The organism is Streptodolium elevatio, assembly GCF_053592165.1.
The window spans coordinates 742,040-768,754 of record NZ_JBSFVE010000002.1 but is presented as its reverse complement, the minus strand read 5'-3'; the positions used below and the strand labels follow the sequence as shown (position 1 = coordinate 768,754).

The window sequence follows — 26,715 nt, the reverse complement described above, 5'->3', positions numbered from 1 at the left end:
TTCAGACACCAGCCGCAACACCCGAGGAGCCTCGTCCGTTACGGACCCGCGGCCCGCCACCAGCCAGGTTCACCCGTCAGGGGACCACCTGAAAAGGCCTCACTGAACAATTTGTACTCTCCGTCAGCTCGGCGCGGCGGCGGACGTCAGTGCGAGCTTCCTCAGCCAGCTCGAAAACGGGCGTACCGACGCCAGCGTCGGGACGCTGCGCCGCCTCGCGACCGCGCTGGGCGTGGCGGTCGCGGACCTGATCGAGAGCGGGGCGCCGACCGCGCACCGGGTTTTGCGCCGCGAGGACCGACCCGAGGCCGGACTCGGTTCAGGGGCACGGAAGTTCATGCTCACCAGGCCGCCGCTGCGGCATCTGGAGGTGTACTCGGCGGAGTTCGAGCCGGGCGGGTCGACGGGCGCGGAGCAGTACACGCACGGGGACGCGCAGGAACTCGTCCTGGTGCTGCGCGGGCGGGCGAGCCTGTACCTGGGCGACGAGGTGCACGAGCTGGCGGAGGGGGACAGCGTGGAGTACGCGACCTCCGTACTGCACCGCCTGGTCAACGCGGGGGAGGGGACCGCGGAGGTCCTGTGGATCATCAGCCCGCCGACGCCGGACGCGGAGACCTCGGGGCCAGGCGCGTAGGGGCCAGGTGCGTAAGGGCGGGGCCCGTCCGGGCGGGTCCCTCGCGGTCCGGTGCGTCGGGGCGGGGTCCCGGACCGGCCCGGATTTCCGCGGTGTCGCCGAACGTCGCCTCAGAGCCTCAGGGCCGGGCGCTCGCACGGCACCGGAACCGGCACCTCAACTGGCCCCGGAACCGGAACCGGTGCCCAGAGCGGCGACGGCCGCGACCTCCGCCGCGACGTCGTCCCACAGCGCGGCGGGCAGGTCGTGCCCCACGCCGGGGAACGTCACCAGGCGTGAGCCGCGGACCGCCTTGGCGGTGGCATGCGCCGCGCGCACCTTGAGGATCGGGTCCTCCTCGCCGTGCAGCACCAGCGTCGGGTGCCGCAGTTCGGCAAGCCTGGCGCCGTGCCACTGGGCGCCGATCTGGCGGCTCTGCGCCTTCTTGTCGCGCGGCCCGCTGTCGACCTCGGCCTCGACCCAGGCCCGGGCGGCCTCCTCGTCGAACGGGTAGCCCGGCGACGCGACGCCGCGCCACACCGCGAGCGAGGCCTCGATGTCCCCTTCGCGGCCCTCGGGGAACTTGGTGCGGGCCAGCTTCGACAGCAGGCCGAAGCGCAGGTAGCGCAGCACCCGCAGCCCGGCCACGTCGCTGGGCAGCGCGGCCGACGACGTGACGCTGAGCACGCGGTCGGGGTGCCGCAACCCGACGCGCTGCGCGATGAGTCCGCCCATCGAGTGCCCGAAGATGTGCGCCCGCTCCCAGCCGAGTTCGTCCATCACGGCGACGGCGTCGTCGGTCATGTCCTCCGAGGTGTACGCCTCGCCGCGCCTGCCGAACAGCGCCGTGAACGGATTGCCCGTCTTCGTCTCGGGCATCCGGGTGGACTCGCCAGCGTCGCGCTGGTCGTAGCGGACGACCTCGAATCCGGCGTCCGCGAATGCGTCGCCCAAGCCGTCGGGCCACCAGAAGCGGGCGGTGGCGAGCCCCATCACGAGGAGCAGCGGTTCTCCGCGGGAGCCCTCGAGGCGGTCGTACGCGATGTCGACGTCGCCGTTGCGCGCGTACCGCGTCGGCGACCAGGTGCGGGTCGCCTGCCGCCGCGCGGTCGCCCCCTTCCCGGGCTCTTCGTCGGCGGTCTTGCCGGCCGTGCCTGCGTGCGCGGCCATGCCCGGCTCGGGGAGACCTCCGGTCGTGGCAGTCATGGCGTACTCCTTTCAAAAAACTGCGATCGTTGTTCGCAGTTTGTGGGCACTACCGTACTGCATACACCGTTCGCAGAAAGAGGAGGCGTGTGCCGTGGCCGCCACCGACAGCATCTGGCTCCGCCCGGAACGCGCCTCGCGCGGCCCGGCACCCGGCTACGACCGCGACGCCCTGGCCGCGGCAGGGGTCGCGCTCGCCGACGCCCAGGGCCTCGCCGCCGTCACCATGCGGGCCGTCGCCGAGGCCCTGGGTGCGGGCCCGGCATCGCTTTACCGCTACATCGCCACGCGCGAGGAACTCGTGGAACTGATGGTCGACCGCGCGCACGCCGAGATCCGGTATCCGGAACTCACCGGCGCCTGGCTCGACGACCTCCTCGCCCTGGCCCGGGAAAGCCGCCGCATCACCCTCGCACACACGTGGCTGCTCGACGCGACCGCGACCCGGACGCCCCTCGGGCCGAGCACGGTCGCCTTTCTCGAACACGCCCTGGGCGCCGTCGCCGGGCTGGACGTGCCGACCCGGGACAAGCTGGAGGCCGTCGCGGTGCTGAGCGCGGTCGTGTCGGCGCTCACGCGTACCGAGGTGGCCCAGGCCCGCGGCGGCCGGACGATCCCGGAGTGGCAGCGGGCCCAGGCGGCCTACCTCACGCACGTGGCCGCCGAGGGCCGACACCCCCATCTCGCCGCCGCGTTCGCGGATCAAGGGCAGGACTCGGAATCGGTGGACCGACTCTTCGCGCGCATCGTGACCGGCGTGCTCAAAGGCCTCCTGCGCCCGGACGGCACCGGCGACCGCGGCGACGGTGCGAACGCCTAGTGGTTGGGGACGGCGTCGAGGAGCAGGCCCCAGTCGGGGTACTTGGCGACTTTGGCGAGGTGCATGGCCAGGATCCTTTCTCCCAGGTCGGGCGCGGGGTCGTCGGACAGGCGGACCTGGGCGAGCCGGGCGAGATGGGGCAGAATCCCGGGGTCGCCGTCGAGGTGCACAGGGTCGTGCATGTACTCCTCCAGTGCGGCCAGGTCCTCGACGCCCACGCAGTACGCGTGGGTGTAGCCCTCCGCCGGGTCGCCCAGGTCCCGGCCGACGGTCGCGAACGACACCGACGGGACTGATGCGGTACGGCGCATCGCCGCCAGGACGTCGGCGCGCACGTCCGCCGGGGTCCCGTCCTTGAAGCCGAAACGCAGGATGTTGACGATCATCGATTGCCCTCCCGGGTGCCTTCGGCGCGTCTATTGAACGCGTTGGTTCATTTTGACTGCCCCATCGGGTCATTGGTCAAGTGCGACCGGAAGATTGAACCGGTGCGTTCAGTCAGGAGGACGGGGCGCTATGCTGTCGCCATGCGGGAGACGACGGTGTCACGGGGGCGAATCGACAAGCGGGAGGCGATTCTGGCCGCGGCGTTCACGGTCTTCGCCCGACAGGGGTACGCGCGGGCGGGCGTCCAGGAGATCGCCGACGAGGCCGGAGTGGCCAAGCCGACCGTCTACAGCCACCTCCACGACAAGGAGAACCTCTTCCGGCACGCGATGGCGGCCGCGGCCGACGAGGTGGCCGCGGAGAACCTTGCGATCGTCGACCGCCTGCGGGACCCCGGCGACGACCTGCGGGCGGCGCTGGAGGACGTGGCGTTCCGCATGCTGCGGGTGTGCTGCGACGAGCGCTCCCGGGCGCTGCGGCGGCTCACGTTCGGGCAGGTCGGGCAGTTCCCGGAACTGCTCGACACCGTCCAGGAGCGCACATCGTGCCAGATCGCCGAGGCCGTCGCGGACCGGTTCGCGCGGTTGTCGCTGGCGGGCCGTCTGCGCTCCTGCGATCCGGCGCGCGCCGCCGAGCAGTTCCTCGCTTTGCTGACCGGCCCCCTGGACGCGCGTTCGCGACTGGGTACGCGCAAGGTCGCGGCGGCCGAGACCCGGGCGATCGCGGCCGCGGGCGTGGACACCTTCCTGCGGGCATACGCGGCGCCCGGGGCGGCGGAGTCCCCCGACACGTGAGCGCGCCCGGGGACGGCGCGCGAATCGGACAGTCCCGGAACCAAGCCGGGCGACACCCTCGTCAACGGCCTGGTGGCGAACGACGGGCGCGGCGGCGCCTTGGCCGTCGGCAGCACCTGGATGCGGGACAACGGCGAAGTCGTCGGCTACGCACCCACGATCTTCACGCAGGACCCCGGCAACCGCACGTGGCGGTAGGAACCGCTCAAGGCCGCAGGTATGTGGCTGTCACTGCGCGACGTGGCCGCAGTCGGGTCCGGCGGCGGTGTCGCGGTCGGGACGTTCGACCCGGCGCTCGAGGGTTTCGTCACCGCGCATGGCACCAACGGGGTATGGCGGACCGGGGTCGCGTCCGCGCCGCCGGGTGTGGACTACGGCCGTCTGGAGGAAGTCGACGCCCTCACCGCGAACGACATGTGGGCGGTCGGGACCGTCGACATGTTCGAGCCGCCGCCGTTGGCGCACTTCGACGGGACGGCGTGGAAGTACGTGGCCCTGCCGTTCGAGGGGAACAGCTTCCGGGCCGGCGTGACCGCACTGCTCTCCCGCGGCCCCGGCGACGTGTGGGCGCTCGGCTTCATGCAGGATGCCGAAAACGATGAAGAGCGCGCCCTTGCCTGGCACTACGCGAACGGCCGCCTCACGGTCGCCGCGAACCGGTGGGTCGAGGGGCCAGGCGCACCTGAGTGCCTGCGTACGCTGACGTTCACCGCCGCCAGGTGAAGGCGGTCCTCGACGGGTAGGCGCCGCCGACGGGCCGACGGTGCAGGGGCTTGGTCGGCGGCGCCGACGGCACTTCCCCCCTTCCCGCAACACTCCTCTGGCTCCGATCACTCTGCGGGCGCGGCTTGGCGCGCCTTCCGACCTGATCGGCTTGGGGACCCGGGGCGTGTGCGGTGTCAGTCGCGCAGCAGGGCGCAGACGAAGTCCTCCTGCACGGAACGCAGACGCTCCAGCAGCACCGGGTTCGCGGTCTTGTTGACCTGGACGCTGACGGAGAAGGTCAGCGAGCGCCGGCCGTCGGGCGTGGAGGCGGCCAGTTGGGTGTACCCGGCGGTGTTGCCGGTGTGCCCGTACATGACGCCGCAGCGGGTCGTGTAGCGGAACATGCCCAGACCGGCGTCATTGCGCCCGGGACCGGCCGGTTCGGAGGCGCCGCCTTCGACAAAGGTGGTCTGCTGCGCGTACGCCTCGGGCCCGGACAGCCGCCCGCTCGCCCACGCGCGCATGAACGCACCGGTCTCGCGCGGCGTCGACGTGATCGCACCGGACGCCCAGACGCCCGACATGCCGAAGAGTTCGCTGACGTCCTCGGGGGCGTCGGGCGGATCCACGACATAGCCGTGGATGTACGGCTCGCCCATCTCGAACCCGGACGGCAGACTCGTGCGCTCCAGGCCGAGGGGGCGGAGGACCTGTGAGGCGAGCAGGTCCTCGTACCGCTGTCCGGTCGCCGCCTCGGCCATCAGCGCGACGGCGATGTTGTCCGAGTTGGAGTACTCGTACCGGCTCCCGGCCGGGAAGTTGAGCGGCTTGTCGGCCACGAAGTCGAGCAGGCGCTGCGAGTCGAACACATGGTGCGGGTCGGCGATGATGATGTCGCGGAACGCCTGGGCCGCGCTGAAGTCCGGCAGGCCGCTGGTGTGGTTGAGCAACTGCCGCAGAGTGACCGCGCCCCAGGCCGGCGGCAGTTGCGGCAGCCGCCGCGCGAGCGTGTCGTCGAGGTCGAGGAGACCGCAGCGGACGAGCGACAGCGCGACCGCGCCGCTGTACGCCTTCGAGGCGCTGGCCAGCCGCATGAAGTCGTCCGGCGTGGGCGGACGCATCGTGCCCACCTCGGAGACGCCGGCCTGGTAGACCTTCGTCCGCCCGTCCTCGCGCAGCACCGCGATCACTCCGGGCGGACCGTCCGGCAGCGCGGTCAACTCGGCCAATTCCCGCCGCAGTTCCGCGTCACGGCCCTTCGCCGGGCCGTGCTCCGGGGCGTGCCCGGGTCCGTGCTCGTGCCCGGCCTGCGCCGAGCCGGGCGACAGGGCGAGCCCGGTCACGAGCGCGACGGCCGCCCCCTTGGCGGTGATCCGCTTGGCGATTCCCATCCGGCGCCCTTCCGACGAGGCAGTGACGTGAGGCATCACCGGAAGCATGAAGACGCCCGGGGCCAGGGCTGGACACGCGGCCCCCGACACGGCCAAATTCCGTCGTTCGGCCGTGCCGCGTGCCGCGTGCCGCGTGCCGCGTGCCGCGTGCCGCTGGGCAACTGCTGCCTGAGCCTGCCCCGGCAAGGGGCCTACACCGGCACACTCCGACCCAGGAAGTCGATCACCACCCGCGTCAAGGCGATCCGGTGGTCGGCGAACCCGTGGTCGGTCGGCATCACCAGGTGCTCGAGCCCCGCCACCGGGAACTCCTCGTACGCCTTCACCACCGGTACGTGATGGGCCTCCGGCTCCGCGGCCGTGTCCCGCTCCGCCGCCACCAGCAACACGGGACGCCCCGCGAGCCGCGGCGCCAACGAGGCCAGCCCCCAGTCCTCCGCTAGCCCCTCCAACTCCGCGACCAGCGCCTCACCGCTCGTACCGGACAGCGGCAGCACGGACTCCTGGAACGCCGCCACCAGCATCGCCCGGGCCTGCGCGTTGCCGCGTACCGCCGCCGGCACGATCCCGAAGTCGAACGCCGCGACCGCCGCGACCGCCCGTACCGCCGGATCCGCCGCGGCGGTCCGCAACACCGTGAACCCACCGAGACTGTGCCCGACCAGTGCCACCCGCCCCGCATCCAGTCGGTGTTCGGCCGCGAAGTCCGCCGCCCGCACCGCGGCCACCACGTTCGCCGCGTCCTCCTGGACGTTCCGCCACGTCCAGGTGCCGCCCATGCCCCACGAGCCGCGATAGTGGAACACCAGCGCCGCGTACCCCGCACGGCTCAGTGCGTGCGCCAGGTCGAAGTTCCGCTCGTTCCCCGGAAATCCGTGGCACAGCACCACAATCGGATGCGGCCCCGGCCCGCCGGGCACATGCAGCATCCCCGCGAGCGGCACGCCCGCGCTCTCCAGTACGACGCCGCCTGCCCAAGCCGGCGGCGCCAGCCCCAGCGGCGGATCCTCTCCAACCGGATCAAACACTCTCGCTCCCCACGTCCACCGACAATCCAGCGCCACTCTAGAGACGCCGTCACCCCGACCTGAAAGGAGAGCGGAAGGAACAGCCGGTGCCCTCACCTGGAGTCGAGGACCAACTTCCGGTCGTCGCATGACTTGCCGCCGGCGCGGAGGGGCGGTGGCTGCTGTCCTTCCGTTTCAGGACGGCCCTGCTCTACCTTGCGACAGCCGCCCCGGACGGGTCGGGCCCGGAGCGCGAGCCGGATCGACCTCTTCGCTCTCCCCGAGAAGCTTTCGACGATGGCCCGACTTCCTGGACGCTTGTTCACGGGAGATTCCGGGATGCCTCGGATTCCGCGTCCGGGGGCGTGGCGTATTGGGCGGCCTGGAGGGTGTACATGTCGGCGTAGGCGCCGTTGGCGTGCATCAGGGTGCTGTGGTTGCCGTGTTCGATGAGGCGGCCGTGGTCGAGGACGTAGATCTTGTCCGCCAGCCGGGTGCTGGCCAGGCGGTGGGTGATCAGGATGACGGTCTGGCCCGCGTCGGCCAGTGAGCGGATCTTGGCGAAGGCGGCGATCTCGGAACGCGCGTCAAGGGCCGAGGTGGGTTCGTCGGCGATGATGAGCGCCGCGTCGCGGTAGCGGGCCCGGGCGAGGACGAGGCGTTGCCACTGGCCGCCGGACAGGGCCACCCCGCCGACGTAGGAGCGGTCGAGCAACGTTCCCCAGCCCTTGGGGAGTTCGTCGATGACGCTGTCCGCTTCGGCGTACTCGGCTGCGGACGTCAGCCGGGCGTCGGGGAACCCCGGCCGCGGCTTCGGCCGGCCGGGTTGCGCGGGCGACGTGCGGGGGCGGCCGATGGTGATGTTGGCCGCCGCCGTGAACGGCCACTCGGTGAACGACTGGGACACCAGGGCGACTTGGGAGAAGAGGTCGTCGCGGTTCAGGTCGTTGTCGTCGGTGCCGTCCCACAGGATCCGGCCGTCGTCCGGACGATAGAGCCCGGCGATGAGCTTGGCGAGGGTGGTCTTGCCGGAGCCGTTCTCGCCGACCAGGGCGATGATCTCGCCGCGGTCCAGGGTGAGGGAGACGCCGTCGATCGCCGGCTTCTCGCGGTCCGGGTAGGTGTACGAGACGTTCTCGACGGTGATGCGCGCCGGGAAGTCCTCGACGGGGGTGCCGCCTTCGGGGATCGCGTGCTTGTCGCACAGGTGGCAGGCGCGTTCGTAGTCCGCGAGGTAGAGGCTCTGCCGGTACGTCGCCTGGACCTCGGTGACCAGGCGCGACAGTCCGCCGGTGCCGGTGCGGATGGCGAGCACGGCGGTGCCCGACGCGGCGAGGTCGGTGCGGCCCGAGAGCACGAGCCAGCCGAGGACCGCGTACGTCAGAAGTGACGCCAGGCCGGAGAGCGACGACGAGGCCAGGCCGGTGACCGCCTCGGCCCGCGCGAGGCGCGTCTCCTCTGCCTCGCGGGCGGCCGCCATCCGGCGGTAGTGGTGCAAAAGGTACGCGCCGACGCCGTGCACGCGGACTTCCTGCGCGGAGTTGCGGTCCTTCAGGTGCCACGACAGCTCGGACTGCTGGCGTCCGTGGTCGATCCACGCCTGCGTCGAGCGGTAGCGGCGGCGGGCGTCGCGTACGGCACCCCACGCCTGGGGGAGCGTGATCAGGATCAGGAGGGGGAGCAGGATCGGGTGCAGGACGGTGAGGACCGCGCTGGCGGCGGCGAGCGAGATCAGCGCGTTCACGATGCCGACGCTGTGCCCGATCATCCGGCGGGACGCGTCGGTGCCCCAAGCGGCGGACTGCAGAAGGCGTTTGAAGTCGCCGTCCTCGAGCGTCCGCATCTCCACGCGGGCCACTTTGGTCATCAGGGTGACCTCGGCGGCTCGTTCGACCTTCGGTTCGAGGCGGCCCGCGGCGACTGTGGAGACCGCATGCAGGACCGCGGTCAGAGCGCCCGAGATGGCGACGGCGACGAGCGCGGGGAGCGCGTTGCGTACCCGGTCGGGCGTGGGGCCCTGGGCGAAGAGGCCGACGAGGACCTGGTTGGTGGCCAGCAGGCTGAACGCGCTTGTCAGGCCCTGCCCCAGTTCCGCGGCGGCGACCATGAGCATCGCCGAGCGGTCCGCCTGCCAGGCGAGGCGTACGGACTGCGCCACCAGGCGCGGGAGTTGGCGGAACGTGTCGAGCAGCGTGAGTTCGAGGTGGGCGGTGTTGTGCCGGTAGTACGCGTGGTCCATCTCAAGGTTGCCGCCGAAGAGTTCCTGGCCTGACGCGACGCCTGCCGCGATGGCTTCGGCCGCCCGGTCCCGGCGGCGTCGACCACGCCAGGGCATGCCTCGACCGCGGCTTTTGTCGGAAACGAAACTCACCCGATCACCCCCCAAACGACCCTTGTGATCGCATATGAAAGTTGAGTAGACGAGTCTTGCGGGGCCGGGGCGCTCCCGCCAAGCCGTTTCCGGGGGGCGCGCGAAGCACACGGCCGGGCAAGGGAGTTGGCGACGGTCAGGGGAAGCGGGCGTTCCGGAGGAGCGGGCCGCGTGGGGACCGCGGCGGCGCGCACAGGCCACGCCGGAGGTTCGAGGCCCGGCGGTCGGCGGCCGAGGCGCTCCCGGCAGCCCCGGCGAGGCCAGGCGCCCGGACGGCCTGAGGACCCTGACGGCCCCCGACCGGTGAACGCACCCGCCCGTCAGGCGGTGCCGGGCTTCGGGTTGCGGCGCGGCGGAAGAGGGCGGTCCGGCGGCCACGCCTCGGGGCGGATGCGGGACGCCATCAGGGCGATGTCGTCCTCGGCGCCGGAACCGAGTTCGTCGAGGATCGTGTCCACGAGCACATCGAGCGACGCGTCGCGCGGGAGGCGCAGGGCGGTGAGGCGGGCCAGCGACGCGTCGATGTCCTCGCCGCGCCGTTCGACCAGGCCGTCGGTGTAGAGCAGGAGGACCGGGCCCGGCCACGACGGGATCACCATGGACTCGTAGCCGCCCACGCCGGTGCCCAGGGGCGGCCCGGCGGGGACGTCGAGCAGGCGTACGCCCTGCTCCAGGATCGCCGCCGGCGGGAGGTGCCCCGCGTTGGCCAGCGTGCACGCACCCGCCGCCGGATCGACGATCGCCAGCAGGCAGGTCGCCGCGCGTTCGAACCCGGCGGCCGCGATCATCTCGTCGAGCCGGTCCAGGATGGTGTGCGGCGGCAGGTGCGCCGCGGCCAGCGCGCGGAGCATCGAGCGGTAGTGGCTCATCGCCACCGCCGCCTCGACGCCGTGGCCCATGACGTCGCCCATCACCTGGAGTGTGCGCCCGCCCGGCAGCGGGATCGCGTCGAACCAGTCGCCGCCGACCAGCACGGACGCCCCGGCGGGCCGGTAGCGCGAGGCGATCTCGACGTCGGGGTGCGGGCCGCGCGGCTCGTTCAGCAGGGCCTGCTGGAGTTCGAGGGCGACCGCGTGCTCGTGTGTGTAGTGCACGGCGCTGTCGAGGGCGACCGCGGCGCGTCCGGCCAGCTCGCGCGCGGCCACGACGTCCTGCGCCGAGAACCCGGGGGAGTCGCCCGCGCGCAGCACGGTCAGCGTCCCGATCGCGTGGCCGCGCGCGGACAGCGGCACGAGGAGGCCGGAGTGCACTCCGGCGGCCAGGTAGGGGGCGAGGCGTTCGGCGTTCGGCGCGTGCCGGCGCATCGACTCGTGGGACGCGAAGTTGTCCATCACCGGCGCCCCCGAGGCCAGCCCCCGGTGGACGGCCGAACCCTCCTGGTAGTCGATGGGCCGCCCGGGCGGGTGCACGACGTCGGCCACCGACTGGAGCGCCGGCACGTAGGCCAGCGCCGCGCGGTGCATGCGCAGCGTCCCGTGTACGACTCCGCGTCCGATCTCCGCATGCCCCTTGGGGAACACGTCGACGGCGACCATGTCGCCCAGCAGCGGCAGCGCGAAATCGGCGAGTTCGACGCACGTGGTGTCCATGTCGAGCGTCGTGCCGATGCGCTGCATGGCCGCGTCGAAGATCTCCAGGCGTTCGCGGGCTCTGATCAGCTCGTGGTGCTCGTGCTGCGCCTCGCTCACCTCGACGACGACCGCCGCGACACCGCGGACCCGGCCATCGTGTTCCAGGCGGTGGTAGACGCCGTACCAGTAGCGCGTGGGGTGCGGCGAGTCGGCGTGCGTCTGGCCGCTCGTGGTGATCTCGCGGGGGCGGCCGTCGACCAGGAGGGCGCGCAGTTCCTCCTCGCCCGCGTCGAGCCCGGGCAGCACTTCCGCGATGGTCCTGCCGATGTGGGCCTCGGCGGGCACGCCGTTCATGCGGGCGAGGGCGGGATTGACGAACGCGTACTTCAGGTCCAGGTCCAGGATCCCGACTCCGGCCGCCGTGCCGTCGAGCAGGAGTGCCAGGATCTGCTGGTCGACCCACGGCTGCGCACCCGAAGTCACAGGCGTCCTTCCCCGGGCGCGACCGACTTGGGGACGGGTGCCCGGAGTCCATCGTGCGCCCTACCGCGCCGGGGCGCACGTGCTCCCACCCAGATGGGCGTACGCGTTCTGGTCCTCCCTCGCGCGCCTGCCTCCCAACGGGCGTGCCGCCACGCGCCCGTGCGCCCCGCGGCGTCCGCCCGGTCCGTGATCAGCGGATAGAGTTGTGTGCCGCGTCCATCCGGCGAACCGGGGCGTTCGCTGTGCGGCCGCGCGACATCGCGCCGAGCTGCGGGGACGTTATTGTGCCGGGGGCTGGACGCACATGCGCTCGCTCCCCGACAGGTCGCCTGATTCGAGGTCAATTCGTGTCCCTGGTGCTTCGCCGAACCCGCTCGGCAACGAGCGACGACGAGACGACGGCCACCCGGTCCGGCGGGCCGGACGGGGCGCCGCCCGCGGAGGCGGAGGGACCACTCGGACGGCGGCACATCTGGGCGATGACGGCGGCCGCGCTCGCGTGCGTGCTGGTCGCGGCGTACACCGGCATACGGATGCCCAACGCCTGGTCGGCGACGTTGCAGTCGGTCTCGTTCCAGGACGGCTTCCACCGCCGGTTCCTGGTCGGCACGCTGATGGACCCGATCGCGGACGGGGCCGGCTACCACTACCGCATGTACGCGCTGCTCTCGTTCCTGATCCTCGCCGGCCTGCTGGCGGTGCTGGTGTACCAGGCCGTCGTGACGCGGCTGCCGGCACGTCGCTTCCTGATTCTGGCGTTCTTCCTGCTGCCGACCGGCGGCTACCTGTTCCACGAGGTCGGCTACTTCGACCAGGTCCTGTACCTGCTGCTGTTCGGCGCGCTGTGGATGCTGGGCAGGGGCTGGTGGATCCCCGCGGCGCTGATGATGGTCCTGGCGATGTGCGTGCACGAGATCACCGCGCTGACCGTGCTGCCGCTGTTCTTCGTCGCGTGCCTGCGCGTGCTGCCGCTGTCCCGCACGATCGTGGCCGCGGTCCCGGCGTGTGCCACGGGGCTGCTCATCCTGACCGCGAAGCCCACCTCGTCCGGTACCTCGCTCGCGCTCCAGCGCAAGCTGGAAGAGGCGCACTTCCCGGTACGCCCGGACGCGCTCGAACTGTTCTCGCGCACGCAGGAGGACAGTTGGAAGATGTACTCGCAGAAAGAGGTCTTCCTCTATCTGCTGCCGCTGATCGTCTTGATCGGCGTCGCGCTGCTCCTGTTCGCGCGGGCGGGCGACCGCCCGGCGAAGCTGCTGGTCATGTCGGTGCTCGCCGCGCTCGCCCCGGCCATGGCGACGTTTGCGGGATGGGACCGCGAGCGCTGGGCCTTCCTGCTGATCGTCAATTTCTTCGTCATCCTCTGGTTCTGGTTCGGCGATTACCAGGTCGGATTGAAGTCCGTGCAGTTCGGGGTCGTCGTGGTGGCGCTGCTGCTGACCGTGCACGTGCCGCTGACGTACTTCGACGGCTTCGAACCGCGTTCGCTGACCGGTCGCGGCATCAGCGACTTCTACGAGTACGTGACCTCGGGCGACTTCTTCGACAAGCCGCGCCTGTAACGCCCGACGGCCCGAGTGCGGCCCGGCTTACTGGAACGCGTTCCAGTTCTGCCGGGTCGTTTCGGCATGTCCCGACTGGTCCGCGACCTTCCCCCTGTCGACACGGAACCGGGCCGATCCAAGACCGAGCGGGTCCGGTCAAAAACGAAACAGGTTTCACCTCGACCCGCGGCGACGGACGGCTTCCGGCGAATCGTCGCGCCGGTCAATCGCCGTGCCCCAACCGCCGGTTCGGTCGCTTTGGCGACTCCCGGGGCACTCTTCACATCGTGCGGCGCTGCTGTTACACAAGCCTCCCGTTGCGGAACCGGATGATCAGGTTCCGTCCCGAGACCGTGTCGTCCCCTCGGTCTGCTTCGCCATGCCCACCCGTACAGCCATAGCCCGCTCGGGGAGGAAACGCGTGTCCGACAACAGCGAGAAGCCGACTGAGACGCCAGGCGAGAGCCCAGGTGAGAACCCGGCCGAGAAGTCCGGGGAGAACCCGGCGGAGACCTCCGGGGAGCCCCCGCGGGAAACTCCGCAGGAGGCGTCGGCCGAGAAGCCCGGCGCGGCCGCCGCCGCTTCCGGTTCGGCCTCCGAGCCGCCCTCCGGACCGCCCGCGAAGACGGCGGTGGCGGACGGTCCGTCCTCCGGAGACCCGGCGTCCGGGGACGACGTCACCGGACGCCTCGAAGGTGCCTCGAAAGCCCGCGTCTTCAGCGTGCTCGCGGTCATCGTGCTGTTCTCCGAGGTCGTGCCGCTGCAGTACTCGATGGTCTCCACCGCGGTGCAAAAGGTCGGCCAGGACTTCCCCACGGCCGGCGACAACGTCAGCTGGATGATCATCATCCTGGGCCTCGTCGGCGGTGCCACAACGCCCATCCTCGGCAAGCTCGCGGACCTCGTGGGCAAGAAGCTCGTGCTGATGGCCAGCAGCATCGCCTTCCTCGCCGGATCGCTGATCTGCGCGCTGACCGAGAGCTGGGCGGTCTTCCTGATCGGCCGCGGCCTCCAGGCGACCGCGTTCGCCATGGCCGCCATCGCGGCCGGGCTCATCCGCGACCTCATGCCGCGCAAGTACGTGCCGCTCGCCATCGGCGTCATCGCCACCGGCTTCGGCGTCTCGGCCCTCGCGTCGCCGTTCCTGACCGGCTGGCTCACCGACCACTGGAGCTGGCGCTCGATCTTCTGGTTCCTGACGATCTACATCCTGGTCCTGATCCCGATCTTCTGGATCGTCGTCCCGGAGACCAAGCTCAAGGTCAAGCAGAATCTCGACTGGTTGGGATCGGTCCTGGTCGGGGCCGGCGCGGCGCTGGCGCTGGTCTACCTGTCCAACGGGCAGCAGTGGGGCTGGGGCGAGTTCACCGCGTACATCTACCTGATCGGCGGCGTCGCGCTGCTGGTGCTGTTCTACTGGTGGGAACTGCGCGCCCCCGAGCCGATCATGGACCCGAAGCTGCTGCGCACGCCGCGCGTGTCGATCGTGCTCGCGATCGGCCTGTTCTCCAACATGATCATCGGCGTGCAGGCGTACGCCGTCGCGTACATGGCGCAGATCGACAAGGAGGTCGTCGACAACGGCGTCGTCCAAGGCTTCGCCGCCCAGTCGGGGGTCTCGGCCGACGCACTGCGGCAAGTCCTCGTGTTCGACGGCGACCTGGGGTACGCACTCGGGTTCAGCCTCATGGCGCTGGCGGTGCACATCACCGCGTGGCAGGCGATCCCGGGCATGTTCACCGGACCGGCCGCGGGTGAGTGGGGCAAGCGCCGCGGGCTGCGGGAGCCGTACCTCTGGGCGATGATCCTGATGACGGCGACCATGGTCATGTACGCGCTCTGGCACGGCACCTGGGTGCAACTGCTGCTGATCAGCATCGTGTTCGGCATCGCCTTCGGCATGTACTACGGCGCCGCGAACAACCTCATCGTCGAGGCGGTGCCGCAGGAGCAGCAGGGCATCGGGGCCAGCATGCTCGGGCTCACGCAGTCCTTCGGCAGCGCGGTCGGCACCGCGATCCTCACCGCGATCGTGTCCGCACATCCCTACCAGGTCATCGCGCCCTCGCAGACCGGAGGACCGCCGACAACCGTCGACGTCACCCAGGTCTACACCGACGAGGGCTGGACGCTCGTCTTCTGGGCGATGGCCGCGGCCGGCCTGGTGAGCGTCGTCCTGGCGTTCGTCATGCGCGCCGGACGCACCCCCGCGACCGGCGGCACGCTGCACTGACGCGGCGGCTCGCACGGTAAGCACAAAAGAGGAGGGGGCGGCCCCGGGCCGCCCCCTCCTCCGCTGTCGTATGTCGGCCTGCCGCTGGTGCTGTTGTTTCGTCCGTTCTGCTGATTCTGTCGATTTTGCGGTCGCCGGTTCCGAGGTCCGGCGGTACCAACGTGTTCGTCGGTTGGCGGGCGCGAGGCTCGGGCTCCGATGCTACTGTCGGTGATGTTTGTGATGCTCAAGGTGACGGTGGGGTGGGCATGACGCGCTCGTGAGCCGTGCCGGTGTCCGGAGCGCGGCGGCGCCCCGCGCGAGGTGAGGGATTCCGGTGATCCAGCAACTGACGGCCGACCCGCGTGCCGAGACCCGCCCGCCCGGCACGGACGCCGTTCGCGAGGCGGTCGCCGAGGAGATCGCGGCCCGCTTCCCCCGAGGCACGAACGGCCTCGACGACATCGCGCGGTACGCCCTGCAGATGCCGGGCAAGCTGCTGCGCCCGCTTCTCGTGTGCCACAGCGCACTCGCCTTCGGCGCCGACCTGCACCAAGTCCTGCCCGCGGCCGCCGGGTTGGAATGCGCGCACGTCGGAAGCCTCGTCCACGACATCCTGGACGACGACCTGGTACGCCGCGGCAAGCCGACCGTCCAGGCGCCGCACGGACCCCGCCAGGCGATCCTGGCCGGATCCGCCTTGTACTTCACATGGTTCGCCGCGCTCGCCGACTGCGCGGAGCGGGGCGTCGGAGACCGCCAGATCCGCCAGGCGCTCGCCATCCAGGCACGGGCCGGAGCCGAGGCGTGCCGTGGCGCGTCCGCCGAACTCGACCTCGCCGGCGACGTGGACAGCGGTGCGGCCGCCTATCTCGCGATGGCCGGTCGCAAGACCGCCGCACTTCTCGCCGCCGCCTGCCAGGTGGGCGCGGCCCTCGCGGACGCGCCCGCCGACGCGCAGGCGAGCATGGCGGCGTACGGCGAACACCTCGGACTCGCCTTCCAGATCCGCGACGACCTGCTGCCGTACGCCGACGCCGACGGCTGCCTCAGCCCGGGCGGCCGTCCGCGGGGGGAGCCGGCCCGCACCGACGAGTCCGGGCACCGGACCTGACGCAGCAGGCGCCAGCAGGCCCACGGGTCGTCGCGGTACGCCCGCCGCGCCAACGACGGCCCGAGCGCCGCCACTCCGGCAAGCCGCTGGCGGTACAACTCCACCGCGAAGCGGTGCAGCGGAAATGCGCCTCGGGGGCGCCGGTCACGAACCCGTCGGCCGCGCCCAGCGCCGTACGCGCCTGCCCGACCACCTCGGCCAGCAGCGCCCGGACGCCCGGTGTGTCCCGGCCTTCGGCGAGGTCGGCGCGGGACACTCCGTGCCGGGCCAGCGCATCCAGCGGGAGATAGAGGCGACCTCCGCGCATGTCCTCGGCGAGGTCCATGAGGAAGTCGCTGCGCTGGCAGCCGTCGGCCAGCCACCGGCAGCCCTCCGCCCACTGGTCGCCGCCTCCGCCGGGGTGGACCAGCCCGGCCGTGGCCATGGCGAACGGCCAGGACAACTGGTCGATGTAGCGCTGGTAGTCGGCTTCCGTCGCGAACTCCGAGAAGTCGAGGTCCACGCGGGCGCCGGTGAGGTAGTCCTCGACCCAGCGCCACGGCAGCCCGCGAGTCTCACACGAGTTCAAGTAGGCGCGCATCAGCGGGTGGTCGGCGGTGCCGCCGCCCATGGCCGAACGTGCGCGTTCCGTCCAGTCGTCGAGCCGGCGCACCCGGCTTTCCACGGTTCCTCAGTCGCAGAGGTCGTCGGTGAAGCCCGCGAACGCGTAGCCCGCGCAGACGTGTGGCTGGAACTCCGGCGGCGCGAGGAAGCGGACGGCGGCGAACAACGCCGGTTCGCGGCGGCGCAGGAACCGCGCCGCCGCGCGGTAGTCGGCCCGCAGGCCCCGACCGTCGATCAGCGCGGTGTCGAGACAACTGCCCCACGATCGCACGCCTTCGCCTCCCGTGGACGTGTCCCCGGACACCCGAACGGCAACAGGATGGTTCGCCGGCACTGCCCAACGAACCCGGTATTCGCAGGTCACGGACACACGACCAATCGGTCGGTCGGGCAGCGCGGGTGCCGGGCGTGGTCGGCGCGGTGCCCCGGGGAGAGCCGCGCGGCGGATATGCCGGGCGCGCGCGTAGGGTGCGGGGCATGGGCAACCTGGTGGTGGGCTTCGACCTGGACATGACGCTGATCGACGGGCGCGCCGGAATCGGTGCGGCGTGGCAGGTCCTGGCGGAGGAGACCGGCGTACCGGTCGACGTCGAACTCGTCGTGTCGCGACTGGGACCACCGCTCGAGCACGAGATCGCGGAGTGGTTCCCCGCCGAGCAGGTGGTTCCGGTGGCCGCGCGCTACCGCGAGATCTACCCCGAACTCGCGCTGCCGGGGACGGTCCTGCTGCCCGGCGCGCGCGAGGCCATCGCCGCGGTGCACCGGCACGGAGGCCAGGCGATCGTCGTCACCGCCAAGGCGCTCGGCAACGCCGAGGTGCACATCCGGCACCTGGACCTGGCCGTCGACAAGGTGGTCGGTGGCCTGTGGAGCGACGGCAAGGCGATCGCCCTGCGAGAGCACGGCGCGTCGGTGTACGTCGGCGACCACCTCGGCGACGTCGCCGGCGCCCGCGCGGCCGGGGCGACGTCGGTGGCCGTGGCCACCGGGCCGATCGCCGCGGTCGACCTGCGCGCGGCGGGAGCCGACGCGGTGCTCGACGACCTCACCGCGTTCCCGGCGTGGCTGGACGCCTTCCAGGCCGCGGCGCGCTGACGAGACCGCTCGGCGCCCGCCGGGCCCTGCGGGTGACCGGTCAGGCGTTCGGGTGCGACTCCCACGGCGGGCGCTGCTCGGGCGGGTAGGCGGCGGCGCCTCCGCCGTACGGCTGCTGGGGAGCAGCCCCGGGCGCGGGTGCGCCGAAGGGGTTGGCGGGCGATCCGCCCATCGGCGCGCCCGCCGCGCCGCCCACCGGTCCGGGCGCCGTCCCCGGCGCGTGGTGCGCGCTGTAGGCGTCGGCGTACGTCGGTCCGCCCAGCGGTCCGCGCGCGTCCGCGGCCGCCTGCCACTGCTGTTCCGTCCAGCCGTCGCTGGTGACGCGTCCCGCGGTGACCCGCGCCGCCTGGCGGAAGACCTCGCGCAGCGCCGCGTCCGCGATGCGGTCGTGCCCGAACAACGCGACCTCGCCCAGGCCGTGGCCGCCCGGCACGGCGTCGCCCAGGCGCTGGACGGTCGCCGGGTCGCGCACCAGGTTCCACAGGTGGAACAGCGACGAGTCGTTGAGCGGCGCGCGGAGATTGTTGTAGCGCGTGAACAGGAAGAACAGCAGCGCGCAGCACGCGCCGGTCACGATGAGCACGGCCACGAGGTTGGCCGACCACAGCGCCGTGTCGTCGGAAGGCGTGCCGGACAGCGGCTCGGCGAACAGGCCCGCGATTGCGACCAGCGGGATGAGCGACAGCACGATGCGAACAGTCCGCAGACTGGCGGTCCGCGCGGGCGGGTTGAGCAGACCCATGCCGAACAGTGGGTCGCGCAGCGTGCGTACGGCGTCGGCGTCGGCGACGGCGAGCCGGACGCCGGCGACGGTCGCGGTGCCGCCCGCCGCCCCCACCGCGCTGCCGACGGCCGCGTCGAAGGCGGCGGACGGCGTGGCAGCCCCTCTCGGGGTCGCATCGGGCAGGGCGCTCGGCGGTGCGCCTGGTGCGGCGCCCGAGACTGCCGGGCCCGGGGCCACGCGGCCGTCCGGCGTGATGGTGACCGCGCTGCGGGCCCATGCGGTCAGCACCGCCACGTCCGCGACCCGTGCGGGTCCGCCGACCAGGAAGGCCAGACGGTGCAGGTCCAGTGCGTCCTGGGCATCGGGCGCGTTGCCGCGGGCGCGGCCCGCGCGCAGGACGGATCTTGCGTACCAGACCGCGACGGCCAACAGGACCGCGCTCACCACCAGCCACACCACGTCGAGGCCCCCTCGGACATCCCGTCGACCGTCATTGCGCCGAACACCGTCGCCGACCGCACGAGTGCGCCCGCCGACCGCGAGCCGCGACCCGCCCTCCCCGAGGGGCCGCGTGTTCACGCGTCCACGTGTCCGCTGTCCGACCAACCGACGTGGTTCACCGGACCGGCACCACGATCGCATGCCGGGCGCGCCGCCGCTGATCCGCGGCGCCGGTTGCGGTTCGGCGCCCACGAATCGTCAAGCGGTGTTCAGCCGGCGTTCCACAGTTCGTCGTATCGCTCCGCCGTGGGCGCGTGGCCGGGCAGCGGGAAGTCGGCGTTGTCCGCGCGGGCCCGCAGACCGTCGAGGACGAGGGCGACCAGCCGCTCGCGCGCGTTCGCGTCCTCGGAGGTCGGCACCGGCGGACGCCGCGAGAACTGCTCGATCACCAGGAACACGTCGATGGTCGTGGCGTCGGCGCGCAGGACGCCCGCGCGGTGGGCCCGCGCGACGACCTGCTCGGCGAGTTCGTCCGAGCGGCGGCCGGCTTCCGCCATCTCCTCGGTGAAGCGCACGGTCCCGGCGATCGGCGCGAGGGAGCCCGGGCCGAACGCGACGCACTCGCGCACGTAGTGGCACAGGCCTTCCCACGGGTCCTCGACGGCGAGCGCGGCGCGGGCCGCCTCCGAGTACTGCTCGGCGGCCAACACCGTGAGTCTCTGGAGCAGTTCCTCTTTGGTGCCGTACCGCCGGTACAAGGACGCGATGCCCACGCCCGCGCGCTCGGCGACCGCGGAGACGGGGGCGTCGGCGCCCTGGGTGGTGAAGACCTCGCGGGCCGCGGCCAGCAGCCGCAGGTCGTTGCGCGCCGCTTCGGCCTGGCGGCCCCGCCTGCGCGGCCGTTCGCTCGTGCTCATGGTCACCAGGATAGTCATTGCGGAGCGCTCCACTCCGTTATAGTTTAACGGAGCGCCCCACTCCGTTATTTTTCGAGAGGCAGGCCACCATGAAGGCGGCAGTCGTCACCACGTTCGGCGGACCCGAGGTCCTGCACATCGCCGAGATCCCCACCCCCCACGCCGGGCCCGGCCAGGTACGCGTCAAGGTGCGCGCCGCCGGCGTCATGCCCTTCGACGCGGGCCTGCGCGCCGGGCGGTTCCCGCCCGCGATGACGCCCGGCTTCCCCGAGAGGCCCGCCGTGCCGGGCAACGAGTTCGCAGGCGTCGTCGACGAGATCGGGGAGGGGGTGACCGGCCTTGCGCCGGGCGCCGAGGTCCTCGGGTTCGCGACCACGGGCGCGTACGCCGAATTCATCGTCGTCCCCGCGGACCAACTCGCCCGCAAGCCCGCCGACATGCCCTGGGAGATCGCCGCGGCGCTCTCCGGAAACGGCCAGGGCGCGCACATGGCGCTCAGCCAACTCGCGGTCGGCCCGGGCGACACCGTCCTGATCAATGCGGCCGCGGGAGGCCTCGGGACCATCGCCGTGCAACTCGCGAAGGCGCGCGGAGCGGCGACCGTGATCGGCACCGCCAGCGAGCGCAACCACGACTACCTGCGCTCCCTCGGAGCCGTCCCGGTCACCTACGGCCCCGGCCTCGTCGACCGCGTGCGGGCGATCGCCCCGGACGGCGTCGACGCCGCACTCGACGCCGCCGACCCCGAGGCGCTGCGCGACTCCGTCGAACTCACCAAGGACCGCAGCCGGGTCCTCACCATGGTCTCCGACGAAGCCGCCCGGGAACTCGGCCTGCGCGAGTGGAGCGGCGTGCGCAGCGGCGAACTCCTCGCCGAACTTGCCGACTTGTGGACCAAGGGCGTGTTCGACCTGCACATCCGCGGCACATACGCACTTGCCGACGCGGCCGACGCCCACCGCGAGGTCGAGACCGGCCACGGCCGCGGCAAGGTCGTCATCGCCGTCGACCTGCCCTGACGCGCGACCGGCGGCCGGGCGGATCCGCGCCCGGGGGCGGGTGACCGCGGGAGGGCACAGGCGACGGGGCCGGGCCGCCGGCGCGCGTACGAGTACGGCAGCACGGATGAAGAGGGGTGGTGCGCCGACATGTTCGGTCGCAAGCAGAAGGCACAGGCGGGCGCGCAGACCGCCCGGGAGCAGGCCGTGCGCGCGCAGGCCGGCCAGGCACAGGCGCAGGCTGTCCACGCGCAGGCCGTGGGGGTCGCGCGTATCGACGGATCGGAGAACGGCGCGGTGGTGCCGGGAGGACTGCCGAACGAAACCCCCGACGCCGTCACACACGGCGGGCCACGGCGTGGCTCGCCACCTCGGGACGACGCGCGCATCCGGGGACGCGACCTGTTCGCCGACCCGAGGTTCCGGCTGCTGTTCCTGGCCCGCACCATCTCCGTGCTCGCGGCGGCGTTCGGGCCGGTGGCACTGGCGTTCGGCGTACTGGATCTGCCGGGAGCGAATGCGACCACCCTGACCATCGTCCTGACGTCCCAGACGGTGCCGCAGGTTGCACTCATGCTCTTCGGCGGGGTCGTCGCCGACCGGATCTCCCGTACGCGTCTGATGATGACGGCCGAACTCGCCTCGGCCGCCGCGTTCTTCGCCCTCGCGGCGATGTTCGTCACCGGGCATGCGCCGGTGCCGGGGATCGCGCTGCTCGCCGCCGTCACGGGCATCGCCCTCGCGCTCTACTACCCGGCGCTGACCGGCGTGGTGCCCGACGTCGTCCCGGACGAACACCTGCAGACGGCCAACGGCGTACTCCGCCTCGGCGTCAACAGCGCGCGCCTGCTCGGGATGGCCGCGGCGGGCGGCGCGGTGGCACTGGTCGGGTCCGGGTGGGCGCTGGCGGTCAACGGCGCAGGCTTCGTGGTGTCCGCGCTGCTGCTCGCGGCCCTGCGCCTGCCGCGCGGAACGTCGCGCGGCCGCACCTCCATGGTGAGCGATCTCCGGGAGGGCTGGCGGGAGTTCTCGTCGCGCCAGTGGCTTTGGGTGATCGTCCTCCAGTTCGCCTTCGTCATCGCGGCGATGCAGGCCGCGTTCGGAGTGCTCGGTCCGGTTGTCGCGAAGTCCGACCTCGGCGGGGCCCCGGCGTGGTCGATGATCCTCGCCGGGCAGGGCCTGGGCACCCTCGCGGGCGTGTTCCTCGCCATCCGGATCCGGCCGCGGCGGCCGCTCATGGTCGCCACCGTGATGATCTTCGCGGTGACGCTGCCCATCACGCTGCTCGGCATCGGTGCCCCGGTGTACGTCGTCGCGCTCGGCGCCTTCGTCACCGGCGCCGCCTTCGACGTCTTCGGCGTCATGTGGGAGACGACGATGCAACGGGAGATCCCGCGCGAGGCACTGTCGCGGGTCGCCGCGTACGACGGGCTCGGCTCGTTCATGTTCGGCCCCCTCGGACTCATAGCCGCCGCGCCCCTCGCGGACGCGGTCGGCCCGCGCACCGCGCTGCTGCTGTGCGCGGTGCTGATCGCCGTGGTGACCGCGGCCGCACTGGGCGCACCCGAGGTACGGAACCTCCGCGCCCCGACCGGCGGCCGCGTCACCTCCCGGACCGCCGGTGCCGACCCCGCCGCTCCCGCCGATCGAGCCGACAGCGAAAACGCAGGTGCTCACGAGCCGAACACCTCCGCCACCGCTGCCGCCGCCGCTCATTGACACGGAGGGGCCGGCCGGGACCCGCGCAAGCGGCAGGGACCTGGCGGGGCAGGGAACGCGGACAGAGCCCGGCCCGGTTTCGGGCCGGGCTCGTTGCCGCGGGGTTCCGACCGGCATCCATGGCGCGATCTGCCTCAAGTACGCTCCCCGGCAGATTGCGGTAACTCGGGAACCCACGGGAACTCACGGGGAGCACGGCCACGGACAGAAGCCACGACGCCGCCGACGACATCGCCATGACGCCGCGTGCGCCGACGGCATTGCCGAGCGTCGGCATGCCGCGCGTGCGGTGGCCTTCGCACAACGGGTGCTGCTCGGCTTCCTGATCATCCCGTGGCTGTTCTACGCCTTGATGCTCCGCCCCGATCACGAGGGTCTCGACAACGATGTAATGCCGCCGCTGACCGGAAGCGTGCTGGTGCTTGATCGAGATGTTCGCCCTCTGGCCCTGGCTTCAGCCTCTGAGTCGGCGCGGCGGATATGCGAAGTTCGTGCGCGTCAGGGCGCCTCGCGGTTCGTCGTCCTTGGAGACGGCGGAGACGGCGGAGACGGCGGTGCGTCGGGCTGGAGGCGTGCGGTGACGGCTATGCGGTTCAGGGCGTTGGTCACCGCCACCGTGAGGATCAGATTGCCCAACTGCTGGGGGCCGAAGTGGCGTTCGGCGTCGGCGTACACGGCGTCCGGTACGCCCTCGGGCCCCAGATGTGTCACCGCCTCCGCGAGGGCGAGTGCGGCGCGCTGCGACGGAGAGAACAACGGTGACTCCCGCCAGCCCGCGAGGTGGTGCAGGCGCTGCTGGGTCTCACCGAGCCGCAGGGCCTCGCGCGAGTGCCATTCCAGGTGCAGGGCACAGCCGTTCATCTGTGACGTACGCAGTTTGACCAGCTCGCGCAGCCGGTCGTCCACCAGCCCGTCGCGGCGGATCAGGCTGTCCAGCCGGGCCAGCGCCTGGTAACCCCCGGACGCCGCCGCCGGAAGGTCGATGCGCTGACGGTACACAGTGACTCCTTGCAGCGGATGTACCGCGGATGTGCCGCGGCCGTCGACGGGACGGATGTCGACGGCCGCGGCGGGACGTGCCGGTGCATGTCCGGCGGGGAGCACCGGACATGCACCCGACAGGCACCGCACCTCGGCCGGGAAGATGCCACAGGGGACGTACATCCTGCGGCCGGTGCGCGGTGCCTGGGTCTCGAAGGGGTGGTGACCTCGGCGGGTGCTCGGTCGTTCGGGTCGGCTCAGGCGGCGTATGGGTGCCGCTCGCGCCCGCGCCGCAGCGTGACCGCCCACCACGCGAGCTGGTCGAGCATCGCCTGCGCGGCCTCCTCGGTCGCGGCGGCCTGCCACGAGGAGGCGTCCTCGTCGAACAACTCCCAGGCGTACGGCAGCGTCACCTGCCCCCGCACCGGCACCGCGTGCAGGTCGGCGAACAGCGGGCGCAACTGCTCGACGGCGTACCCGCCCCTGGTGGTGCCGCCGTACGCCACAAAGCCCACCGGCTTTGCCTGCCACGGCCTCCCGTGCCAGTCGACGAGGCGCCGCAGAGCCGTCGTGTCGTGGTACTCGGGCGTCACGACCACGTACGCGTCGGCCGCGTCGAGACGGCGGCGCACGGTGAACGCGGATGAGACGGCGTGACCGGGATCGTGGGGTTCCGATTCCGCCCGGCCTTCCACCTCGAATGGCAGGTCGACCTCGGCCAGGTCGATCACGTCGATGTCCAGCTCGTCGCGCCGCTCGACCTGGCGGATGAACCAGTCGGCGACGACGTTGCCGAACCGGCCTTCGCGCACGCCGCCGATGATCACGGCCAACCGGAAGGTCTCGACTCCGACCTTGTGGTGGTGGTCGGTCTCCGGCATCGTGCTGCTGCCCATCAGGTCCGCTCCCAGGAATGGCATTGGTCTTCCGCCACTCCACAATCGGGTACCCAAGGGCCCCGAACAACGCCGATCCTCGTAACGAGCGTTAAGCCGGGCTAAGCAATGCCGAGGTAGGGGCCTCGCAGACGGCGCGGTGTCGAAAGCGAACGGCCGCGACCAGCCGGTGTGGTCACGATCAGTCGGGGGCGGTCGTGATCAGTCGTCACCGGCCCGGACTCGGCCCGGACTCGACCGGTCAGGCTGCCGGCACCACCGCCGCGCGTACGCACAGGACGTCGGGCAGGTGCTCGGCCACGCGGTGCCACTGCGCGCCGCCCTCGCGCCCTATGTAGACCTCGCCCGACCGCGTGCCGAAGTAGACGTTCGGCTCGGCGGTGTCGTCCATGCACAGCGCGTCGCGCATCACGCCGGTCCAGAAGCCCTCGTCGGGCAGGCCGTCCTCGAGGCCTGTCCAGGTCTCCCCGGCGTCGTCGCTGCGGTAGATGCGGCAGCGGCCCTCGGGCGGGAAGCGCATCGCGTCGGCCACCAGCGGAAACGCGTAGACCGTTTCCGGACGGTCGGGATGCACCGCGATCGGGAAGCCGAAGTCGCTGGGCAGGCCCTCGGCGATCGAGTTCCAGGTCGCCCCTCCGTCGTCGCTGCGGTAGACCCCGTGGTGGTTCTGCAAAAAGAGGCGGTCCGGATGCTCCGGATGCCGGGCCACCTTGTGCACGCACTGCCCGAACTCCGGGTACTGGTCGGGCAGGAAGTACGCGCGGATGCCCGTGTTGGACGCCTCCCAGGACTTGCCGTCGTCTCGCGTGCGGTAGACGCCACCGGTCGACATCGCCACCGTCATGTCGCCGGCCTCGGTCGGATGGGGGAGCACGGTGTGGATCGCCATGCCGCCGAACCCAGGTGTCCACTGCGGACGGTGGGGATGGTCCCACAGCCCCCGCACAAGCGACCAGGAACGGCCGCCGTCCTCGGATCGGAACAGCGCGGACGGCTCGACTCCCGCATACAGCGCGTCCGGGGAGTCGGGCGCGCCGGGCTGCAGCTGCCAGACCCGCTCGACCGACGCATCCGCATCCTTGGGAAACGCGATCGCCCCTTCGCTCGGTGCGCCCCAGGTGGCCCCGAAGTCGTCGGTCGCGGCGACCGCCGGCCCGAAGTGCTCGCTGGTCACGCCCGCGAGCAGCCGTGGGGCCGGGCCACGCTTGTCGATCAGCACCGAGTAGACGCCTGTCATCGGATGGTGCGGACCGGTGAAGTCCCAGGCCTGGCCGCCGTCTTCGGAACGGCCGAGCCACAGCCCCTTTCGGGTGCCCACGGCGAGGACGATGGGGTCGGTCATGGCCGCCTCCTGATACGGGATCCGGGTCCGCTACGTCTTCGACGCTACGCCGCGCGGCGGCCCCGAGCGAGGAATCACGGCGCGATTCGATCGAACGAGTGAACGAATCCGCTGTGCGGAAGTTTGTTCGAGCCAAAGGGTCCCGAAAGGCGCCGACTCAGCCCGGAACCGGCCCGGTTCCGGCCTCGCGCCGCCCCCGAACAGTCGCCGACGCAGGCGCGCCCTCGCCCCGCGGCGGCCCCGCGCGGCGGCCCCGCGCCGCGGCTGAGCCGACCATTGTGGAACGCCGTTCCGCGTCAATAGCATGTGCCGGGGCGCTCGTCGGGGCGGCGGGGGAGGTACCGGTGATCCACCTCGTGTACCGAATGAAGCTGACGGAGCGCTCGCGCCGCGACCAGAAGGCATTCTGGGCCTGGCTGGAGCAGCGCGAGCGGTGGTTCTACCGCGATCTGCCGATGGTCCGCGAAGTGCGCTGGTACTACAGCGTGGTCGGCGACGTGTACGTGCTGGAGAACTGGGCCGCGTTCGAGGACGAGGCCGCCTGGGGCGCGTACCGCAAGGCCCTCGCCGGGCTCAAGTCCGAGGCCGCCTGGGAGTCCGAGCGCGTGACGCAGGACGACTGGTGGGAGTTCATCGACACCCGCATCGTGACCGACCCGCCCGTGCCGGTCGGCTTCCGCGCCGCGGCCCTGCCGGCGACCTGAAAGAGCGGGTCCACACGGAAAGGCCTGAGCCGACCGGCCCGGGGGTGGCCGATCGGCTCAGGTGTGGTGCGTCA

The 26,715-nt window shown here is 72.0% G+C and carries 25 protein-coding genes; 12 read left to right on the top strand and 13 right to left on the bottom strand.

The features are described 5' to 3' along the window. The first annotated feature begins 109 nt into the window (after positions 1–109). Complete coding sequence (locus ACWD12_RS07545) at positions 110–637, top strand: helix-turn-helix domain-containing protein (RefSeq protein ID WP_450098769.1); 528 nt, start codon at positions 110–112, stop codon at positions 635–637. Between the two features lie 156 nt (positions 638–793). Here ACWD12_RS07545 and ACWD12_RS07540 read toward each other — a convergent pair whose 3' ends face one another. Next, positions 794–1,822, bottom strand: a complete 1,029-nt coding sequence (locus tag ACWD12_RS07540) for an alpha/beta fold hydrolase (protein WP_450098738.1) — start codon at positions 1,820–1,822, stop codon at positions 794–796. A gap of 94 nt (positions 1,823–1,916) precedes the next feature. Between ACWD12_RS07540 and ACWD12_RS07535 the strand changes: the two genes are divergently transcribed. Continuing rightward, a complete protein-coding gene (locus tag ACWD12_RS07535) occupies positions 1,917–2,642 on the top strand; it encodes a TetR/AcrR family transcriptional regulator (protein WP_450098737.1) in 726 nt (241 codons plus the stop codon). On the opposite strand, the gene ACWD12_RS07530 is transcribed toward ACWD12_RS07535, so the two are convergent. Then, on the bottom strand, positions 2,639–3,028 hold the full coding sequence (locus ACWD12_RS07530; protein ID WP_450098736.1) for a Dabb family protein: 390 nt from the start codon (positions 3,026–3,028) through the stop codon (positions 2,639–2,641). The genes ACWD12_RS07535 and ACWD12_RS07530 overlap by 4 nt on opposite strands. Positions 3,029–3,169: 141 nt before the next feature. Here ACWD12_RS07530 and ACWD12_RS07525 point away from each other — a divergent pair, with 141 nt between their 5' ends. The 3 genes from ACWD12_RS07525 (at position 3,170) to ACWD12_RS07515 (ending at position 4,546) form a co-directional block, all read left to right on the top strand. After that, positions 3,170–3,823 (top strand): TetR/AcrR family transcriptional regulator, encoded by a 654-nt coding sequence (locus ACWD12_RS07525; protein ID WP_358353632.1) that lies wholly within the window; start codon positions 3,170–3,172, stop codon positions 3,821–3,823. Between the two features lie 72 nt (positions 3,824–3,895). Continuing rightward, entirely contained in the window at positions 3,896–4,021 is a 126-nt protein-coding gene (locus tag ACWD12_RS07520) for a hypothetical protein (RefSeq protein ID WP_450098735.1), read from the top strand. Between the two features lie 21 nt (positions 4,022–4,042). Next, a complete protein-coding gene (locus tag ACWD12_RS07515) occupies positions 4,043–4,546 on the top strand; it encodes a hypothetical protein (RefSeq protein WP_450098734.1) in 504 nt (167 codons plus the stop codon). 176 nt (positions 4,547–4,722) lie between these two features. Here the strand turns inward: ACWD12_RS07515 and ACWD12_RS07510 are convergent, their stop codons facing one another. From ACWD12_RS07510 to ACWD12_RS07495, 4 genes are all read right to left on the bottom strand, one after another. Further along, positions 4,723–5,919 (bottom strand): serine hydrolase domain-containing protein, encoded by a 1,197-nt coding sequence (locus ACWD12_RS07510; protein WP_450098733.1) that lies wholly within the window; start codon positions 5,917–5,919, stop codon positions 4,723–4,725. A gap of 191 nt (positions 5,920–6,110) precedes the next feature. Next, positions 6,111–6,947: an alpha/beta hydrolase family protein gene (locus ACWD12_RS07505; protein WP_450098732.1), complete on the bottom strand. Its 837-nt coding sequence runs from the start codon at positions 6,945–6,947 to the stop codon at positions 6,111–6,113. A gap of 301 nt (positions 6,948–7,248) precedes the next feature. Continuing rightward, entirely contained in the window at positions 7,249–9,261 is a 2,013-nt protein-coding gene (locus ACWD12_RS07500) for an ABC transporter ATP-binding protein (protein WP_358353625.1), read from the bottom strand. Between the two features lie 356 nt (positions 9,262–9,617). Then, positions 9,618–11,351: a SpoIIE family protein phosphatase gene (locus ACWD12_RS07495; protein ID WP_450098731.1), complete on the bottom strand. Its 1,734-nt coding sequence runs from the start codon at positions 11,349–11,351 to the stop codon at positions 9,618–9,620. A 347-nt stretch (positions 11,352–11,698) separates the two neighbouring features. Here ACWD12_RS07495 and ACWD12_RS07490 point away from each other — a divergent pair, with 347 nt between their 5' ends. The 3 genes from ACWD12_RS07490 to ACWD12_RS07480 all read left to right on the top strand — a co-directional run bounded on the left by ACWD12_RS07490 (position 11,699) and on the right by ACWD12_RS07480 (position 16,221). After that, the gene (locus tag ACWD12_RS07490) at positions 11,699–12,913 is read left to right on the top strand and encodes a hypothetical protein (protein ID WP_450098730.1); all 1,215 of its coding nucleotides are present in this window, start codon (positions 11,699–11,701) and stop codon (positions 12,911–12,913) included. Between the two features lie 403 nt (positions 12,914–13,316). Beyond that, complete coding sequence (locus ACWD12_RS07485) at positions 13,317–15,128, top strand: MFS transporter (protein ID WP_450098729.1); 1,812 nt, start codon at positions 13,317–13,319, stop codon at positions 15,126–15,128. Positions 15,129–15,444: 316 nt separating this feature from the next. Then, positions 15,445–16,221: a polyprenyl synthetase family protein gene (locus tag ACWD12_RS07480; protein WP_450098728.1), complete on the top strand. Its 777-nt coding sequence runs from the start codon at positions 15,445–15,447 to the stop codon at positions 16,219–16,221. Here the strand turns inward: ACWD12_RS07480 and ACWD12_RS07475 are convergent. Beyond that, complete coding sequence (locus tag ACWD12_RS07475) at positions 16,157–16,885, bottom strand: squalene/phytoene synthase family protein (protein ID WP_450098727.1); 729 nt, start codon at positions 16,883–16,885, stop codon at positions 16,157–16,159. The two genes, ACWD12_RS07480 and ACWD12_RS07475, sit on opposite strands and share 65 nt — an antisense overlap. A gap of 6 nt (positions 16,886–16,891) precedes the next feature. Next, positions 16,892–17,095 (bottom strand): hypothetical protein, encoded by a 204-nt coding sequence (locus ACWD12_RS07470; protein WP_450098726.1) that lies wholly within the window; start codon positions 17,093–17,095, stop codon positions 16,892–16,894. 206 nt (positions 17,096–17,301) lie between these two features. On the opposite strand from ACWD12_RS07470, the gene ACWD12_RS07465 reads away from it, so the two are divergent. Then, a complete protein-coding gene (locus ACWD12_RS07465; RefSeq protein ID WP_358355697.1) occupies positions 17,302–17,919 on the top strand; it encodes an HAD family hydrolase in 618 nt (205 codons plus the stop codon). 40 nt (positions 17,920–17,959) lie between these two features. Here the strand turns inward: ACWD12_RS07465 and ACWD12_RS07460 are convergent, their stop codons facing one another. Together ACWD12_RS07460 and ACWD12_RS07455 are read right to left on the bottom strand one after the other, a co-directional pair. Continuing rightward, positions 17,960–19,102 (bottom strand): TIGR04222 domain-containing membrane protein, encoded by a 1,143-nt coding sequence (locus tag ACWD12_RS07460; protein ID WP_450098725.1) that lies wholly within the window; start codon positions 19,100–19,102, stop codon positions 17,960–17,962. A 251-nt stretch (positions 19,103–19,353) separates the two neighbouring features. Continuing rightward, positions 19,354–20,001, bottom strand: coding sequence for a TetR/AcrR family transcriptional regulator (locus ACWD12_RS07455; protein WP_358355693.1), 648 nt, complete (start codon positions 19,999–20,001; stop codon positions 19,354–19,356). A gap of 89 nt (positions 20,002–20,090) precedes the next feature. Here ACWD12_RS07455 and ACWD12_RS07450 point away from each other — a divergent pair, with 89 nt between their 5' ends. Next, positions 20,091–21,020 (top strand): NADP-dependent oxidoreductase, encoded by a 930-nt coding sequence (locus ACWD12_RS07450; protein WP_450098724.1) that lies wholly within the window; start codon positions 20,091–20,093, stop codon positions 21,018–21,020. A 129-nt stretch (positions 21,021–21,149) separates the two neighbouring features. Continuing rightward, entirely contained in the window at positions 21,150–22,718 is a 1,569-nt protein-coding gene (locus tag ACWD12_RS07445) for an MFS transporter (RefSeq protein WP_450098723.1), read from the top strand. A 498-nt stretch (positions 22,719–23,216) separates the two neighbouring features. Here the strand turns inward: ACWD12_RS07445 and ACWD12_RS07440 are convergent, their stop codons facing one another. From ACWD12_RS07440 to ACWD12_RS07430, 3 genes are all read right to left on the bottom strand, one after another. Next, on the bottom strand, positions 23,217–23,717 hold the full coding sequence (locus tag ACWD12_RS07440) for a carboxymuconolactone decarboxylase family protein (RefSeq protein ID WP_450098722.1): 501 nt from the start codon (positions 23,715–23,717) through the stop codon (positions 23,217–23,219). Positions 23,718–23,956: 239 nt separating this feature from the next. Next, positions 23,957–24,619, bottom strand: coding sequence for an NADPH-dependent FMN reductase (locus ACWD12_RS07435; RefSeq protein WP_450098721.1), 663 nt, complete (start codon positions 24,617–24,619; stop codon positions 23,957–23,959). Between the two features lie 217 nt (positions 24,620–24,836). Beyond that, positions 24,837–25,937, bottom strand: coding sequence for an exo-alpha-sialidase (locus ACWD12_RS07430; RefSeq protein ID WP_450098720.1), 1,101 nt, complete (start codon positions 25,935–25,937; stop codon positions 24,837–24,839). A gap of 344 nt (positions 25,938–26,281) precedes the next feature. Between ACWD12_RS07430 and ACWD12_RS07425 the strand changes: the two genes are divergently transcribed. Further along, on the top strand, positions 26,282–26,641 hold the full coding sequence (locus ACWD12_RS07425; protein WP_450098719.1) for a hypothetical protein: 360 nt from the start codon (positions 26,282–26,284) through the stop codon (positions 26,639–26,641). Positions 26,642–26,715: the final 74 nt, after the last annotated feature.